The sequence below is a fragment of the Pedobacter polaris genome, from assembly GCF_005116505.1.
Lineage (GTDB): Bacteria > Bacteroidota > Bacteroidia > Sphingobacteriales > Sphingobacteriaceae > Pedobacter > Pedobacter polaris.
Genome location: NZ_SWBR01000001.1, coordinates 1,422,253 through 1,439,336 on the forward strand (window position 1 = coordinate 1,422,253; position 17,084 = coordinate 1,439,336).

A 17,084-nucleotide genomic window follows, 5' to 3' on the forward strand; every position below is an offset into this window, starting at 1 on the left:
TAATTTTATCATGGGTTTAGAAATCAAAGTTCCGCCAGTTGGCGAATCGATTACAGAAGTAGTTTTATCTCGTTGGGTTAAAAACGATGGAGATTTTGTTGAAATGGACGAAATCATTGCAGAACTAGAGTCTGATAAAGCAACTTTCGAATTAACCGCTGAAAAAGCAGGGACTTTAAAAATTGTAGCTAGCGAAGGTGATACTTTACCAATAGGTGCAGTAGTTTGTTCTATTGAAGAAGGAGCAGGAAGCCCGACGTCAGAAAGCCCAAAAGCAGAAACAGCTTCAGCTCCCGTGGCTGATAAAGTTAACGCCCCAGTTGCAGAAAAGCCTAGCGAAAGCTATGCTACAGGTACTCCCTCTCCTTCAGCTGCTAAAATCTTGGCAGAAAAAGGTGTTGATGCAGGTTCGGTAAAAGGAACAGGTGTTGATGGTAGAATTACTAAAGATGATGCTTTAAAGTCCGAAAGTTCGAAGCCAGGAAGTCCGAAAGTTGAAGCGCCAAAAGCTGCATCTGCTCCAATTGTTGCTGGCTCAAGAGGCGAACGTAGAGAGAAAATGTCTCCATTACGTAAAACGGTAGCTAAACGTTTGGTAACAGTTAAAAATGAAACGGCCATGTTAACCACATTTAATGAGGTAAACATGAAACCGATCATGGATTTAAGAGCTAAATATAAAGATCAATTTAAAGAGAAGTATGGTGTAGGCTTAGGGTTTATGAGTTTCTTTACCAAAGCGGTTTGTGAGGCAGCAAAAGATTTTCCGGCTGTAAACGCTCGTATAGAAGCTGAAGAAGTTGTGTATAACGATTTTGTAGATGTATCTATAGCAGTTTCTGCTCCAAAGGGATTAGTAGTGCCAATTATAAGAAATGCAGAAAGCATGACTTTGGCTCAAATTGAAAAAACAGTTATCGAATTGGCAACTAAAGCAAGAGATAGCAAATTGACCATAGAAGAAATGACAGGTGGAACATTTACAATCACAAACGGTGGTGTTTTTGGTTCTATGATGTCTACGCCGATTATCAATGCTCCTCAATCTGCAATTTTAGGAATGCACAATATTATTGAGCGTCCAATCGCTGAAAATAAAGAAGTTGTTATTCGCCCAATGATGTATATCGCTTTATCTTATGATCATAGAATTATCGATGGACGTGAATCAGTTGGATTCTTAGTACGTGTTAAACAATTGCTAGAAGATCCTGCTAGATTATTATTAGGTATATAATTTACACTAAATATTTAGCCCTAATGTTTATGCATTGGGGCTTTTTTTTGATATCACAAATATAAACTCCCAGTTTTGTCATTCCGACTTCGGAGGAATCTCATAGTTGGAATACACAAAAGGAAAGTAATATTCGAGATTCTTAGCTACGCTCAGAATGACAAAAAAAATTAAAAACATTTGATGAAAAAACTAGCACTTACGATATTGCTTTTTATGGCAATAGGAAAAATATCAGCACAAACGCAAATCCAAAACTCTGGTTGGCTATTTATTTTAAATAGCACTAAATTGAGTGAAAAATGGGGAATACATTTTGATTTACAAGCTCGATCTGCGGATAATTGGTCTTATTTGAGAAACGTTTTAATTAGACCAGGGATAACTTATTATATCAATAATAGAAATAATGCAACTATTGGTTACTTATTAGCTACAACCAAAACCGAAACATTTGGTGCTCCAGATATCAACACCAATGAGCATAGAATATGGGAACAATATATCTTCACTCATAAACTTAAATCTAGTTTTATAACCCATAGAGGGCGAGTGGAACAACGTTTTATAGAGCAGGCAAATGGAAACGATATATTTGCGCAACGCTTTCGCTATTTCTTTAGATTAATGTTGCCTTTGCAAGGAAAAGTAGGGGTGTTTGATAAGGGTGCATTTGTTGCTTTACAAAATGAAGTTTTTCTAAATATTCAAAACAAGGAATTGTTAAATGATAGTTTGTTCGATCAAAACAGATTTTACATTGCAGGGGGTTATCGTTTTTCTAAAAAGCTTGATTTAGAGGTTGGTTACTTAAATCAGTATAGCAATGGAAAAACTATAAATACATCAAATCGGGTTGCTCAATTAGCTTTATATACAAGGTTTTAGTGATTTAGATGGAGCCATATTCCGTCATTCCCGTGAAAACGGGAATCGTAAAGTGTCAAGCAACTTAAATTAGATTTCTATCGCATTAAGATACCCAATCAAGTTGGGTATGACGTACCTTGCGAACCTTATAGAATAAGTTTGAGTGATAATCAGCCAAAACTTATTGAATTGGATTCCTAGCAGGCTACCGATGAAATCGGCACACGTATGACAAAAAAAAGCCCCTCGAATAATATCGAAGAGCTTGAGCTTTTTGTGTGTGTTAAAAGCGTTTATATTTTTCTTACTCGGCCAGAACCAGATACTCTTTGCTCAACAGTAGCATTTCCACTGTAATTGATGCTTCCTGAGCCACTAACCACAGCATTGATGTGGTCTTCTGCATTAACATATACAGAACCTGAGCCGCTAATTACTGAAGACATTGAACCTACAGAAAAACCTTTTTTGGTAAAACTTCCAGAACCGCTGATGGTAATCGTAGCATCATCAGCACTGCCAGAGATGTTTAAATTTCCAGAGCCACTAATAACGCCTGTAAAGTTGTTTACATCTGCACCTGCAGAAATACTACCTGAGCCACTTAAAGTTGTCGCTAAAGAATTTTCTTTAATTTTGCCAGTTACACTCATATGCCCATTACCACTCATGGTTAGGCTTTTAATTGTTTTTGCAGAAACATAAGCTATGATTTTTTTATTTTCATATTTTCTGGCCCAGCTAGTCCAACTATTTTGAGGTCTAATGATTAATATATTACCTTTTACTTCTGTAATTAAAGTAGCAATAGCATCTGCATCACCTTCAAATCTTAAACCCTCAGTGCTTCCTAATGTAATTACAACATTAATAGGGCCGCCAGCAGCAACACCACTAAAATTTTTCACATCTCTATCTTCTTTTTTAAATTTAGATAGACCAATAATAATTGGATCTGATGCCAAAACAGATTGAAGGCTCAAAGAAGTAAGAACCAAAATAAGACTAAATGATAGGAATAATTTCTTCATGGTTTTATTGTTTTTCTTATAAGACGATGGTTGTGGGTGAAAAGTTGCATGGTGGTAAAAAAAAGTTTGTCATTCCGACTTTGGAGGAATCTCATAATCTATTTTATTAAAAGGAGTTTACCTTAGAGATTCTTCGCTGCGCTCTGAATGACAAAAATTATTACTCTCCCTTCTTCACCTTAACATAAAAGTTAGGCTCTGTATTAAAACTATCCATAGTTACAGAGGCATCAACTTTAGTGGTCTTCCAATCATTAGTTGGTTTAATCAAGGTATATTCACCTGCTTTTAATGAAACTTTAACAGGCATATCAAATCCTGTTACATCAGTTATCCACCGATAAGATAATACACCATTATTGATTTTATATTCTAATACTGGTATTTTGGAATAGCGTAGGTATTGATCGAATACTTTGTCTAATTTTAAACCACTTTGTTTAGCAATATAAGCTTCAACTTCTGCAGAAGTAGTAGTTTTATGATAAAATACCTTGTTTAAACCCCTTAGTATTTCTCTAAATTTCTCATCATTATTGATCAATTGGCGAATAGTGTGAATCATATTTGCTCCTTTAGGATACATGTCTGGGCTACCTTCCTTGTTTACATTATAAGACCCAATAATCGGAGTACGATTGGTAATATTCCCACGCAACCCAATTAAATAAGCTTCTCCTGCTTTTTTACCTTGGGTAGATTCTGTGAATAAGACTTCAGAATAGGTGGTGAAACCCTCATGCACCCACATGTCTGCAATGTCTTTTGTAGTTATGTTATTGGCAAACCATTCGTGACCGCTCTCATGTACTGTAATGTAATCCCATTTTAAGCCATAACCACTACCTGACATGTCCCCACCTAAATACCCTTTTTTGAATTGATTACCATAAGCCACAGCACTTTGGTGCTCCATGCCCAAATGGGGAGCCTGAACTAATTTGTAACCATCTTTATACCAAGGATAGGGGCCAAACCAGTGCTCAAATGACTCTAGCATAGGTTTTACATCTGCATCCCAATGTGGGCGAGCTTTTGCGCTATCTTCTTTTAACGACCAAAAATCTAAAGTTAAAGGACCTTTTTCTCCATTGTAAGTATCCGTCCAATGTGAATATTTACCAATGTAAAATGAAACTGTATAGTTATTGATTGGATTGCCAATAAACCAATTGTGTTGTCTATATCCATCTGGTTTATCTACTATGCTCCGCAGACGCCCATTAGAAACCTCATCTAAATCTTTTGGAACAGAAATGCTGATCAGCATGCTGTCTACCTCATCACTTTGATGGTCTTTAGTTGGCCACCAAACACTAGCACCTAAGCCTTGACAAGCAACCGACACAAATGGATTACCAGATTTATCCTTTTTGAAGATAAAGCCACCATCCCAAGGAGGGTTGCGGGCAATTGGTGGATTACCATTATACCAAACCGTGAAACGATCCTTAGTTCCTTTTTTAATGGTTTTTGGGAAAGTTACAAATACAGCACCAAATTCGCGAGTGTATGGAACCTCTGCTCCCTTATAAAGAATTTTATCTATTTTCAAGTTTGCAAATAAATCGAATTGCAGTTTTGTAAAATCTTGTGTAGCTGTAAAAGCAAATTCATTACTACCACTTACAGATTTGTGATCCATATTAATTTTAACATCTAAATGGTAATAATTAATATCGTAGCAAGTACGCAAAGGGGTTAACATCCCCCTTAAGCTATCTGCTCTATTGTATTCTTTTTTAGCCACACCAAGCTGGGCTTTGGACTGGTAACTAAATAATAGAATTAAAAAAATTGGGAGAATTAACTTCTTCATAAGATTGTTTATGGTTTTAAAACATTTACGGTTATAAATGAACTGTTAAATGTATCGTGGTAAATTCTGTGTGTAGCCTTTTGAAAATCTGCTGGTAAGGCCTGATAAATATCCATGAATTTTTGAGGGTTTCTATCTGCCAATGGGAACCACGAATTCTGAATTTGAATCATAATCTTGTGACCTTTTTTAAAGGTATGGGCAACATCTGGCAAAGGATAATTAACTTTTGTAATTGCTCCTGGCACAAATGCTTCTGGTTTTTCGAAACTATTGCGGTACTTTCCACGCATAATTTCACCACGAACCAACATTTGGTATCCACCCATAATTAAATTTTTAGGGTTTGGAACTGGATTGGGCGCATTTTCTGGATAAACATCAATCAGTTTTACAACATAATCAGCGTCTGTACCTGTAGTAGAAACTACAAGGTTTGCCAAAACTGGTCCGGTTAGCGTAATGTCTTCAGTTAAAACATCTGTTTGATAAACTTTTACATCTGGTCTGCGAGCAGCAAAGCGTTGGTCGTCTATCATGTATTCCCGTGTTCTTCTGTCTTGCACACCATCCTGATAAGGAACTGGAGCATTTGGGTCACTTACATATTCATCCCAACTATCGGTTCTGCCAACCTTTGTAAATGCCAACTTCCCGCTAGGTTGTAAATATAAATTTCTGCTTTCTGTTTCTGCGGGTGGCCAAGTTTTAAACTTCTTCCACTCATTACTACCGGTTACAAAAATATTTGCTTCGGCAACATTAAAATCCCCTTCACCTTTTAAGTAAAATTTGAAAAATGGCAACTCAAAATTTTCTTGGTAATAAGTACTTGTCGGCTGACCAAATTCTATATCTCCGAAACTGTTGCCACCACTACGAACCCAACCACCATGATACCAAGGTCCGGCTACCAAAATATTGTTGGCATTTGGATTTTGTTTTTCAATGGCTTTATAAGTAGCAAAAGTACCATAGGCATCTTCTGCATCAAAAAAGCCACCAACTACCATTACAGCAGGTTTTACATTAGTTAAGTGGGGTAATATTAATCTTGCTTTCCAAAAAGTATCTAGGTTTGGGTGTTTAAATAAATCATTCCAAAATTTAATGCTATCTGCAAAATATTTTTCCTTTAAATTTCTCACAGAGCCCGCTTCTAAATAGAAACGATAATTATCTTTTATAGGAAATTCTAATGGTTTTGGCGCTTTATCTGGTGTAATAGGTTTAGGTCGTGGAACACCAAAACTTCTCATGAAGCTAAAAGCATCGTTTAAAAATAGTACACCACGATGGTGGAAATCATCTCCCATAAACCAATCTGTAACTGGTGCTTGCGGAGAAACAGCTTTTAAAGCTGGGTGTGAATTAGGTAAAGACGTAGTTGAGTAAAATCCAGGATAAGAAATTCCAGAAATACCAGCTTTGTTATTGTTGTTCGGAATATTTTTAACCAACCAATCTATAGTGTCATAAGTATCTGTACTTTCATCTATTGCTTTATTTCCCTTTTGTGTAGTCTGCGGCCTAACGTCTTCGAAAGTTCCCTCACTCATCCATCTGCCACGCACATCTTGGTAAACGAAAATAAATCCTTCTTTCATTAGCGCAGGAAAAGTACCTAAACTCATTTTATATTTATCCTCACCGTATGGCGAAACTGTATAGGGTGTTCGTGTAATTAAAAAAGGATATTTTTTAGTCTGATCTTTTGGGATATAAATGGAAGTAAATAATTTCGCTCCATCACGCATGGCAATTTGCCTTTCGATTTTAGTGTAATGACTTCTTACATAAGCAGAATCTGTCTCTTGGGCATATGCTATGAAAACTGAAAATAATAAGACAATAGAAAGTATAAAACGCTTCATAATTTTATGGGATTTTTACAAAGCATAAATATATTAACTAGTACAGGTATTTAGTAAGAAGTATCAAGATTGTGATAGAATAGCATATTAAGATGTGTGTATTGCATATTCGATTGATTTCAACAATCTAGCAATATAACAATCCAACAATCCCCCATTGAACTTTACAACTTTACAACATTCTAACATTTCTACTTTCCAAGGTAATCCGTAACTTAGCCTCATAAAATTTTAAAAAGATATGCAATACGATGTAGTTGTTATTGGCTCGGGTCCGGGCGGTTATGTAGGTGCCATTCGCTGTGCACAATTAGGATTGAAAACAGCAGTGATCGAAAAATATAAAACTTATGGCGGAACTTGCTTAAATGTAGGTTGTATTCCCTCAAAAGCTTTGTTAGATTCATCTGAGCATTTTCATAATGCAGCACATACTTTTACAACTCATGGCATCAATTTAAAAGATTTAAAAGTTGACATGAAGCAGATGATAGCTCGCAAAGATGATGTTGTTTCACAAAATACTGCTGGTATCACTTATTTATTCAAGAAAAATAAAATCGATACGTTTGAAGGCCTTGGTTCATTTGTAGATAAAAACACCATTTTAGTTACTAAAGCTGATGGATCTACAGAAACACTTTCTGCTAAAAATGTAATCATAGCTACAGGTTCTAAGCCTACTGCCTTACCTTTTTTACCAATTGATAAAAAAAGGATCATCACTTCTACTGAAGCTTTAAATATTAAAGAAGTGCCTAAAACAATGGTGGTAATAGGGGGTGGCGTAATTGGTTTAGAGTTAGGCTCTGTTTACGCTCGTTTAGGAACAAAAGTTTCTGTAATTGAGTTTATGCCATCTATCATTGCTACAATGGATGCTGGTTTAGGTAAAGAATTACAGCGTGTGCTAAAAAAATCTTTAGGCATGGAATTCTTTATGGGGCACAAAGTTACCGGCGCAACAACTAAAGGTAAAACGGTAACAGTTACTGCAGATAATGCCAAAGGTGAAGCTGTTAAGTTCGAAGCCGATTACTGTATAGTTGCAGTTGGTAGAACAGCTTATAGTGAAGGTTTAGGTTTAGATAAAATTGGAATCACGCTAGAAGAAAGAGGTAAGAAGATTCCAGTAAATGCACATTTAGAAACTTCGGTTCCGGGTGTTTATGCCATTGGCGATGTAATTACTGGTGCAATGTTAGCACACAAAGCAGAAGATGAAGGTATTTATGTAGCAGAAACTATCGCAGGACAAAAACCACATATTAACTATAACTTAATTCCTGGTGTGGTTTATACTTGGCCAGAAGTTGCTTCTGTTGGACAAACGGAAGAACAATTGAAAACTGCTGGTGTAAAATATAAGACTGGTTCATTCCCTTTCAAAGCAAGTGGAAGAGCAAAAGCCAGTATGGATACCGATGGTTTTGTTAAAGTATTGGCAGATGAAAAAACGGATGAAGTTTTAGGCGTACACATGATTGGTCCACGTGCTGCAGATATGATTGCTGAAGCTGTTGTTGCAATGGAATTCCGTGCATCTGCCGAAGATATTGCAAGAATTTGCCACGCTCACCCAACTTATACAGAAGCTTTAAAAGAAGCTGCAATGGCTGCTACTGAAAATAGAGCGATACATATATAGAGAGAGTCAGAAAGTTAAGAAGTCCGAAATTCCGGAAGATATATTAAGAGCCAGTAAGTAATTACTGGCTTTTTGCTTTTATTCAATCCTCTCTTGTAAAGTTTTATGGGCGCAAGTCTATTCGTCATCGCGTCATTCCCGCAAAAGCTGGAATCTTAAAGCGTATAAAAAAAAGGTATAATAACAACCGCATTAAGATATCCAATTAACTTGTCCCGAATTTACTTCGGGAAGTTGGGTATGACGACCTTCAAATTACTCAACTACTAAATCATGAAAATCATTTTTACATAGTCTCTTCTCTACATTCAAAAATTAATATAAAGATAACTTATAGCAAATATAGGTTTGAGTAATGGGGAATATTTTTGCGTTTAAATAAACAGATAAAAAATGACCCTGAAAACAAAACTATTTACTGCTCTTGCTTTTTTTGCAATTGCTTTTGGAGCTTGTAAAAAAAACAACCCATTAACTCCTATTAATGAAGAAACAGAAGCTTTTGTGCCGGAAAAGATTGATAGCTTTAAAGAAGTTGCAACGATTGATCTAGGCGGAGAATTTGCATCAGAAATTTCTGCTTATGATCCATCTACAAAAAAATTATTTGTAGTAAGTAATGATGGTGGAACAAAGGTTGATGTAGTAGATTTAAGTGCCTATCCAACAGTAACCAAATTAAAAACATTAACGTACGCAAATAATATAGGCATAAACAGTGTGGCTGTTAGTAATGGCTTATTGGCAATTGCTTTAAATGGTGTTACACCTCAATCTAATGGAGATATCATAGTTTTAAAAACATCAGATTTATCAGAGGTAAAGAAAATTACTGTAGGCGCTATGCCAGATATGGTAACTTTTAGTCCAGATGGTAATTATATCATTTCTGCAAACGAAGGAGAGCCTAACTTGGCTTACACTATCGATCCAGAGGGAACTATCTCGATCATAAACGTTAAAAACAATTATGAAGTTAAGACATTGGATTTTAAGAAATTTGAAACATCAAAAGCTGCACTAATGGCTGGAGGATTCAGAATTTATGGTTTAAACGCTACTTTCGCACAAGATATTGAACCAGAATATATTGCTATAAGCAATGATTCAAAGAAAGCTTATGTTACTTTACAAGAAAACAACGGTGTGGCAGAAGTTGATATTTTAGCTGCAAACATCACTAAAATAATGCCTTTGGGTGTTAGAGACATCAGTCTTGCAGATAACGCTTGGGATGTAAGCGATAAAGATGACAAACAACAAAAATTAGGTACTTGGCCAATTAAGGCTTTTTATCTGCCAGATGCGGTTTCTTACTTTTCAGTTAACGATAACAATTACTTGGCTTTAGCCAATGAGGGAGATACTAGAGAAGATTATACCAACCCTGATGCTAAAGAAGAGGCTCGTGTAAAAAATCTTATTTTGGATCCCATTAAATTTCCTAATGCTGCAACTTTACAGAAGGATGAAAATCTAGGTCGTTTAACAGTTACTAATACCATAGGATTTACTGGTACTGGAAGTAATAAAATTTTCCAAGAACTTTATGCCCCAGGAGGAAGAAGCTTGAGCATCATCAATGCCACTTCAGGTATTTTAGTTGCAAACATTGGTAAAGATTTAGAGCAAAGAGTAATTAATGCAGGTAAGTATGATGATGACCGTTCTGACAATAAAGGTGTAGAAGTAGAAAGCGTTACCGTTGCCAAAGTAAATGGAAGAACATTAGCTTTTATTGGTATGGAAAGAGTAGATATGATTGCTACTTATGACATCAGTATTCCTTCAAAGCCAGAATTTGTACAGTTATTTGCCACTGGCGATGCACCAGAAGGCTTAATGTTTGTTAAATCAAAAGACAGTCCTAATGGTAAAAGCATGCTGATAGTTTCTAATGAGGGAGATGGTACAGTAAGATTTTATCAGCCTGATAAATTGTAATAAGACTGTTTGAAGACCGAGAGTCGATAAAGTCCGGAAGATATATTTAATAAAAAGAGCCAGTAAGCAATTACTGGCTCTTTTGTTTTCATTGTCAGTCTGAGCGTAGTCGAAGACACTAAAGCTAAACTTAACAAAAATATCCTTCGACACTTCATCGAGCACAGGATGCAATCGCTCTTCACATACGAAAGCCTAATAATTAGATATAAATGATAAAAGCACCTTTCTTTTGCCGATAGATTTAAGGAACTTTGCACTTCTTTATATTTCTCCCTCAAATAAATATATGCATCAAATTGTTAAAACACCAGCTATTCAAAATTGTAATTATTAACCATGAAGAAATACATTCTTGTTTTAACAGCGCTGGTATTTTTTTTAGCTGCATGTGTACCCCTTAAATCTATTCAATATTTAGTGCCTGATGCAAGAGATAGTGCAAGATTTAATAATGTTACTATCGAAAAATCGACTGTGCCTTTTAGGTTCAAAAATAATTATCCAAATCAAACTTATGCTGGGTTAAAAACACGGATTGATACTTCCTTAAGAAATACAAAAACTAATGTTTTTCTTGTTATTAAGAATGATACGATCATATATCAATACCTTTCGGCTAACAATACCTTAGCTAATAAACAGCCTAGTTTTTCTATGGCTAAATCTTTTGTTGGTACGCTAACTGGTATCGCTGTAGATCGTAAACAAATACAATCAACAAATGAACTGGTAATTAAGTATTTGCCAGAGCTTGCTAAAAATGATGAACGCTTTAACCGATTAACTATTCAACATGTGCTTGATATGAGAAGTGGTTTTGATTTTAATGAGCGTTCGTTTAACCCCTTTTCTAAAATTGTACGTAGTTATTATGGTGCAGATTTAAAAAAAATGGTAAGCAAATTAAAGATGAAAAATGAACCAAATACTGTTTTTGAGTATCAAAGCATTAATACACAAATATTAGCTATGATCCTTGAAAAGGTAACTGGTAAAAGTGTTCAGACTCTATTGCAAGAAAATTTATGGAAACCTATGGGAGCAGAGAGCGATGCCCTTTGGAGTTTGGATAATAAAGGCTATATCAAAGCTTTCTGCTGCATCAATGCTACTGCATTAGATTTTGCTAAAATAGGCAGGCTTTATTTAAATGGGGGTAATTGGGAAGGCAAGCAAATTATTTCTAAGCAATGGGTAGATGCTACTACCAACCCAGATTCGTTAACTAAAAAGAGATACAAAAACCAGTTTTGGGCAACTAGAGACTATCGGTATTTTAAAGATTCAATAAGTGCTGTAAACCAGCTTAAAAAAGAAGAGTTAACTTATCCTGTAGAGAAAAGCCCTGATGGCAGGTATTTTTACGCCAAAAAAGTTTATGACTTTAAAGCTCAAGGTATGTTTCATCAATCTGTTTATGTTAACCCAAAAAACAAAGTAATTATTGTACGTTTAGGGGGTCGCCAAAAGAAAATAAACTTTCATGGCTTTGTACAAGAAATTGGCCGATCAATACAGTGATCGGCTTTAGCCTAAAGCAATCGTTTTTCATTACAAATTTTGGCAAATTTGTAACGCCCCACATTGAAATGATATTATGTCAGAAATACTTACCTCATTAGATCCAAAAACTTTCGAAAGCAAATACAGTAGAAAAAGAGTACGATTAGCCATCTCTTTATTTTATTTTGGTCAAGGTGTTGTCTTTGCATCTTGGGCGAGCAGAATACCAGATTTAAAATCAACCCTGCAACTTTCTGATGCTGCTTTAGGTAGTATTTTATTGGCATTGCCTTTAGGACAATTGTTAACCATGCCAGTGTCTGGAAGGTTAACTACCATTTTCGGAAGTAGAAGAATGCTTACCATTGGCGCACCACTTTATGCTTTGGCATTAACTATTTTAGGGCTAGCAACCGAAGGATGGCAATTGGCTATATTTCTTTTCCTATTAGGGATTTCTGGTAACATCTGTAATATTGCTTTAAATACACAGGGGGTAGCAGGTGAGAGCTATTATGGCAAACCTATCATGACCTCCTTTCATGGCGCTTGGAGTGTTGGAGGCTTTTCTGGGGCATTGGTTGGTTTGTTAATGATTAACTTGCATCTAACACCTTATATTCATTTCTGCATTATAGCATTGTTGGCTTGGGTGCACATTTGCATCAACTATCGTTTTTTACTTGGCGGTCAAAAACCAACGTTTACTCAAAAACCAAAACTGTTTACAAAACCCCAAGGTGTACTTGTTCAACTTGGTATCATTGGTTTCTGTAGCATGGCAACAGAAGGAGCAATGTTCGATTGGAGTGGTATCTATTTTAAAGAAATTGTAAAAGCGCCGCATGCACTTGTAATTTTAGGATATACCTCTTTTATGATTATGATGGCAACAGGAAGATTTTTAGGCGATAAAATAATTGCTAGTTACGGCAGAAAAAGATCACTACAAGTTAGTGGTGTTATCATCTCTGTAGGTATGTTTTTATCAGTACTTTTTCCTTATCTCGTTCCAGCAACTATTGGTTTTATGATGGTTGGTATTGGTGTTTCGGGTATTGTGCCAATGGTTTATAGCATTGCCGGTACTAACACCAAAGTTTCACCAGGTATTGCATTGGCAATGGTTTCTGGTGTGAGTTATTTTGGTTTTTTAATGGGACCGCCATTAATTGGTTACATTTCTGCCTTGTCTAGTTTGCGTTATTCTTATGCAGTTATTGGCTGTTTTGGTTTATTAATTACAGTTGTTGTAGCTAAGATTAGTGCTATAAAGTGAGAAGTTTTAAGTAATAAGTTGTAAGTTTTTGAAAAACAAGGGCAGTAGTTTTGGGTAATGCAGTCCCGCTTTCTGCTTTAGTCTTTCGCTTTCAGCTTAAGAGCTATCGCTATCAATCGTGTTTATTTAACAAAGTAATTGGTTCTTGGCAGGTTCCAGCCCTAAATAGTAGCAAATCCCTACCTAAGCTAAACGGGATAGCAGTGAAAATCCTTTTGTGTCATCCAAGCGTAGTCGAAGGATACAAAAGATTGCAGCGTATAGCCCGACTAATATTAATTAGATTGCTGCATTTGCTTTTCTAATTACTAACATGCTATTGTTATTGGTTGGTGAGGACACCAACCAAGGAGGGGTGAGCATAAAAAAGGCCCTTTAATCTTTCGACTAAAGGGCCTAGGCTTATTTTGTGTTATTACTAGTGAGCTGGCTCTTCTGCTGTTTTAGCAAAAGGATCAACAGCTTCTGGTTTTTTCTTAAACCAGCCTTTAATTAATTTAGAATTAACGTCACCCAGTAAATACATACATGGTACTAAAACTAAAGTTAAAAAGGTAGCAAAAGCTAAACCGAAAATCATTGTCCATGATAATGGGCCCCAGAAAGCTACGTTATCTCCTCCAAAATAAAGGTGTGGATTAAACTCGGTGAACAAAGTGGTGAAGTCCATATTTAAGCCTACTGCTAAAGGAATTAAGCCCAACATGGTCGCAGTTGCAGTTAATAATACTGGTGTCATACGCGTACGGCCAGCCTCAATTACAGCTTCTTTAATTGGCATACCTTGTTCAATTAGCAAGTCTGTAAATTCTACTAACAAAATACCGTTTCGAACAACTATACCGGCAAGGGCAACAATACCAATACCACTCATTACTACAGACATTTCCATACCGAATATAGTTATACCTAAAATAACACCAATAATACTAAATAAGATTTCACTTAAAATAATCATTGGTTTTGTAATAGAGTTAAATTGTGCTACCAAAATAACCAATATTAAGCCTAGGGCAATTAGCATCGCCCTACCTAAAAATGCTGCTGTTTCTAATTGCTCTTCTTGCTCACCTGCCATTTTTACTTCTACACCGGTTGGTACTTTAAATTCATTTATTTCACTCTGAATTTTAGCAACAACCTCATTTGGGTTAGCAGATGCCAATACATTTGATGATAAAATAATGATACGTTTTTGTTGTTTACGTTTAATACCCCCATAAGTATTTACATAATCTATATTGGCAAATGATGACAATGGAACTTGACGAATAATACCACCCATACCCATATCACGATAAGTCATTTTCATGTTTCTTAAAGCATCAAGGTTATTACGTTGATTTTCTTGAGAACGTAAAGTAATATCATAATCTTCATCAACATCTCTAAACTTAGAAATATCTTTTCCAAAAATTGCAGTACGTAAATCTAATCCAATCTGGCCAGAAGATAAACCTTCTCTATTAGCTCTTTCACGATCAAGATCAAAAACGATTTCTGGCTTATTATTTAAGAAATCTGATTTTAGTTCTTCAATTCCATCAATCTTTTTAGAGACGATGTATTTTTTAAGACTTTCGGATGTTTTAACCAAAGAGTCTAAATCATCACCAGTAATTTCAATACTAATTGGTTTTGCCGTTGGTGGGCCACCTTGTTCTTTTGCTACCGTAATTTCTGCTCCAGGCACACCTTTAACAGCTTCTCTAATTTTACTTAAATAACTAGATGTTTCTGCGCCAGTTCTTTTACCAAATTCTACAAAGGCAACGGTAATTTTTCCTTTGTTGGTATATTCGCCTTGATCCTCATCTTGTGGGTCTGTAACACCAACAGTTACGTTAGATATAATTGATGATACATCTTTATTGTCTTTACCAACAACATTAGTTACTTTTTTCTCTAATTGCTGGATAACTTCATTGGTATGTGCTTGATCAGTTCCGATAGGAAGATTTAGGTAAACATATATAAAGTTAGGGTCTCCTTCTGGAAAGAAAACAACTTTAGGAGGCACTACAAACATTAGCACAAATGAGAATACCAAAAGGCCGAAAGTTCCAAAAAGCATAGCCCTTGGCCAATTTAATGCCTTTGTTAAAAGTCTTGCGTAACTAGCCTGAAAACGTGGCCATAAATTATTTTGGAAATTTTTAACCGCATTTTCTAAATAGAAATGATTTAATAAATAAAGTAAAATCATTAAAACCATAAAGTTTCCTAATCCGAATGCAATGAGATAAGCAAGGAGGGTTAAACCAGCCATAATCAACACTGTTTTCTTTACCTTTTTATCGAACTTAGGTTTGTGGGTTTCATGGTCTTCAATTTCCATAAAATCTACTGCAAAAACAGGATTAATGATGTAAGCAACAACTAACGATGCCAATAAAGTAATAATCAATGTTACTGGTAAAAAGAACATGAACTCACCAATAATTCCTGGCCAAAATAACAGTGGTACAAATGGTGCAAGTGTTGTTAAGGTTCCTGAAAGAACTGGCATAAATACCTCACCAGCTGCGGCCTTGGCTGCTTTTACAATTGGCACTTTACCATTATTAAAAATACGGTGTGTGTTTTCAATTACCACAATAGCATCATCTACTACTATACCCAATCCCAAAAGGAAAGAGAAGAGTACAATCATGTTCATGGTAAAGTTGAAGCCAAATAATCCACCTAATGCAGGCATGGTTATAAAAGCAATAAACATTGATAGTGGAACGGATAATGCAACAAATAGCGCATTTTTTACACCCATAAAAAACATTAGGATGATGGTAACCAAAATGAAGCCTATAATAATGGTATTGATCAAATCGTGTAATGTAACACGAGTTTGGTCAGATTGATCACCAGTTACTGTTATATTTAGATTTTTTGGTAATGAGGTACCTTTCATTTCCTTAATTAGAGCATTGATTTTGTCGGATGCCTCAATTAAATTTTCTCCACTACGTTTTTTAACATTTAAAGTAATTACGTTTTTGCCATATAAACTGGCATAACTATTTTGCTCTTTAAAACTATCTTTAACCTCGGCAATATCTCTTAAATATACAGACGAACCTGTTGGAGTTTTAATAATCAAATTTGCAATTTGATCTGCATTTGTAAATTCCTTTTTAACGTTTAATGTTCTACGTAAACCATCCATTTTAATGTCTCCACCAGAAATAGTTGCGTTTTCGTATTTAACAGCATTTTCAATATCAGTAAATGATATTTTAGCTGCACTCATTTTATTTAAATCTACATTGATTTGAACTTCTTGTTCTAATGCTCCAACTATGTCTACTCCAGAAATCTCTTTAAAGCTTTCAATTCGATCTTGCAGCTCTTTCGCATATTTCTTTAAGCTTTTCAGGTCATAATCTCCTGATAAGTTAAGATACATGATTGGCATATCCGCAAGGTTAATGTCGCTAACCGTAGGGTCATTTGGCAAATCGTTTGGTAAGTCTTGCTTTGCCTTATCTACCGCATCTTTAACTCGTTGTTTAGCATCTGCAACTTCTACATTTGTATTAAATTCAGCAGTAATTATCGAGAAATTTTGATAAGAATTAGAAGTAACCTTTTTTAATCCTTTGGTTGATTTTAGTTCTTTTTCAATCTGTTTGGTAACTAAAGTCTCCATGTTTGCCGGCGATGTACCTGGATAAATCGTAGATACAAATATCTTCGGAATTAAAACCTCAGGAAAATTTTCCTTAGGTAATCCTTGATATCCTAGATATCCCATTATAGCAATGATAGCAGTTAAGACATAAACGGCTGTTTTGTTATCAATTGCCCAACTTGAGGGACCAAATTCTTTTTTAAAATCGTCTTTCATCTATTTTAAGATTAAGCGTAAATATTTTGTGT

Annotated in this window: 10 protein-coding genes; 6 read left to right on the plus strand and 4 right to left on the minus strand. The window is 35.5% G+C overall.

Annotated elements, in window-relative coordinates; genetic code table 11:
- The first annotated feature begins 10 nt into the window (after positions 1 to 10).
- Together odhB and FA048_RS06320 are read left to right on the plus strand one after the other, a co-directional pair.
- Positions 11 to 1,237 (plus strand): 2-oxoglutarate dehydrogenase complex dihydrolipoyllysine-residue succinyltransferase, encoded by a 1,227-nt coding sequence (odhB, locus tag FA048_RS06315; RefSeq protein ID WP_136839338.1) that lies wholly within the window; start codon positions 11 to 13, stop codon positions 1,235 to 1,237.
- A gap of 183 nt (positions 1,238 to 1,420) precedes the next feature.
- Positions 1,421 to 2,125, plus strand: a complete 705-nt coding sequence (locus FA048_RS06320; protein ID WP_136839339.1) for a DUF2490 domain-containing protein — start codon at positions 1,421 to 1,423, stop codon at positions 2,123 to 2,125.
- A 275-nt stretch (positions 2,126 to 2,400) separates the two neighbouring features.
- Here FA048_RS06320 and FA048_RS06325 read toward each other — a convergent pair whose 3' ends face one another.
- From FA048_RS06325 to FA048_RS06335, 3 genes are all read right to left on the minus strand, one after another.
- Entirely contained in the window at positions 2,401 to 3,138 is a 738-nt protein-coding gene (locus tag FA048_RS06325) for a head GIN domain-containing protein (protein ID WP_136839340.1), read from the minus strand.
- 160 nt (positions 3,139 to 3,298) lie between these two features.
- Positions 3,299 to 4,957: a M1 family metallopeptidase gene (locus FA048_RS06330; RefSeq protein WP_136839341.1), complete on the minus strand. Its 1,659-nt coding sequence runs from the start codon at positions 4,955 to 4,957 to the stop codon at positions 3,299 to 3,301.
- Between the two features lie 8 nt (positions 4,958 to 4,965).
- Complete coding sequence (locus FA048_RS06335) at positions 4,966 to 6,831, minus strand: CocE/NonD family hydrolase (protein WP_136839342.1); 1,866 nt, start codon at positions 6,829 to 6,831, stop codon at positions 4,966 to 4,968.
- 241 nt (positions 6,832 to 7,072) lie between these two features.
- On the opposite strand from FA048_RS06335, the gene lpdA reads away from it, so the two are divergent.
- From lpdA to FA048_RS06355, 4 genes are all read left to right on the plus strand, one after another.
- Positions 7,073 to 8,479 (plus strand): dihydrolipoyl dehydrogenase, encoded by a 1,407-nt coding sequence (gene lpdA / locus FA048_RS06340; protein WP_136839343.1) that lies wholly within the window; start codon positions 7,073 to 7,075, stop codon positions 8,477 to 8,479.
- A gap of 393 nt (positions 8,480 to 8,872) precedes the next feature.
- On the plus strand, positions 8,873 to 10,423 hold the full coding sequence (locus FA048_RS06345; protein WP_136839344.1) for a choice-of-anchor I family protein: 1,551 nt from the start codon (positions 8,873 to 8,875) through the stop codon (positions 10,421 to 10,423).
- A gap of 339 nt (positions 10,424 to 10,762) precedes the next feature.
- Complete coding sequence (locus FA048_RS06350) at positions 10,763 to 11,947, plus strand: serine hydrolase domain-containing protein (RefSeq protein ID WP_136839345.1); 1,185 nt, start codon at positions 10,763 to 10,765, stop codon at positions 11,945 to 11,947.
- Positions 11,948 to 12,023: 76 nt separating this feature from the next.
- Complete coding sequence (locus FA048_RS06355; RefSeq protein WP_136839346.1) at positions 12,024 to 13,208, plus strand: MFS transporter; 1,185 nt, start codon at positions 12,024 to 12,026, stop codon at positions 13,206 to 13,208.
- Between the two features lie 418 nt (positions 13,209 to 13,626).
- Here the strand turns inward: FA048_RS06355 and FA048_RS06360 are convergent, their stop codons facing one another.
- Positions 13,627 to 17,052, minus strand: coding sequence for an efflux RND transporter permease subunit (locus FA048_RS06360; RefSeq protein WP_136839347.1), 3,426 nt, complete (start codon positions 17,050 to 17,052; stop codon positions 13,627 to 13,629).
- Positions 17,053 to 17,084 lie beyond the last annotated feature (32 nt).

Bases quoted from the DNA above. Each gene is read 5' to 3' on its own strand.
- FA048_RS06350 (WP_136839345.1), top strand. From the start codon at position 10,763: ATGAAGAAATACATTCTTGTTTTAACAGCGCTGGTATTTTTTTTAGCT.
- FA048_RS06355 (WP_136839346.1), top strand. From the start codon at position 12,024: ATGTCAGAAATACTTACCTCATTAGATCCAAAAACTTTCGAAAGCAAA.
- FA048_RS06360 (WP_136839347.1), bottom strand. From the start codon at position 17,052: ATGAAAGACGATTTTAAAAAAGAATTTGGTCCCTCAAGTTGGGCAATT.
- FA048_RS06325 (WP_136839340.1), bottom strand. From the start codon at position 3,138: ATGAAGAAATTATTCCTATCATTTAGTCTTATTTTGGTTCTTACTTCT.
- FA048_RS06330 (WP_136839341.1), bottom strand. From the start codon at position 4,957: ATGAAGAAGTTAATTCTCCCAATTTTTTTAATTCTATTATTTAGTTAC.
- FA048_RS06345 (WP_136839344.1), top strand. From the start codon at position 8,873: ATGACCCTGAAAACAAAACTATTTACTGCTCTTGCTTTTTTTGCAATT.
- FA048_RS06335 (WP_136839342.1), bottom strand. From the start codon at position 6,831: ATGAAGCGTTTTATACTTTCTATTGTCTTATTATTTTCAGTTTTCATA.
- FA048_RS06320 (WP_136839339.1), top strand. From the start codon at position 1,421: ATGAAAAAACTAGCACTTACGATATTGCTTTTTATGGCAATAGGAAAA.
- lpdA (WP_136839343.1), top strand. From the start codon at position 7,073: ATGCAATACGATGTAGTTGTTATTGGCTCGGGTCCGGGCGGTTATGTA.
- odhB (WP_136839338.1), top strand. From the start codon at position 11: ATGGGTTTAGAAATCAAAGTTCCGCCAGTTGGCGAATCGATTACAGAA.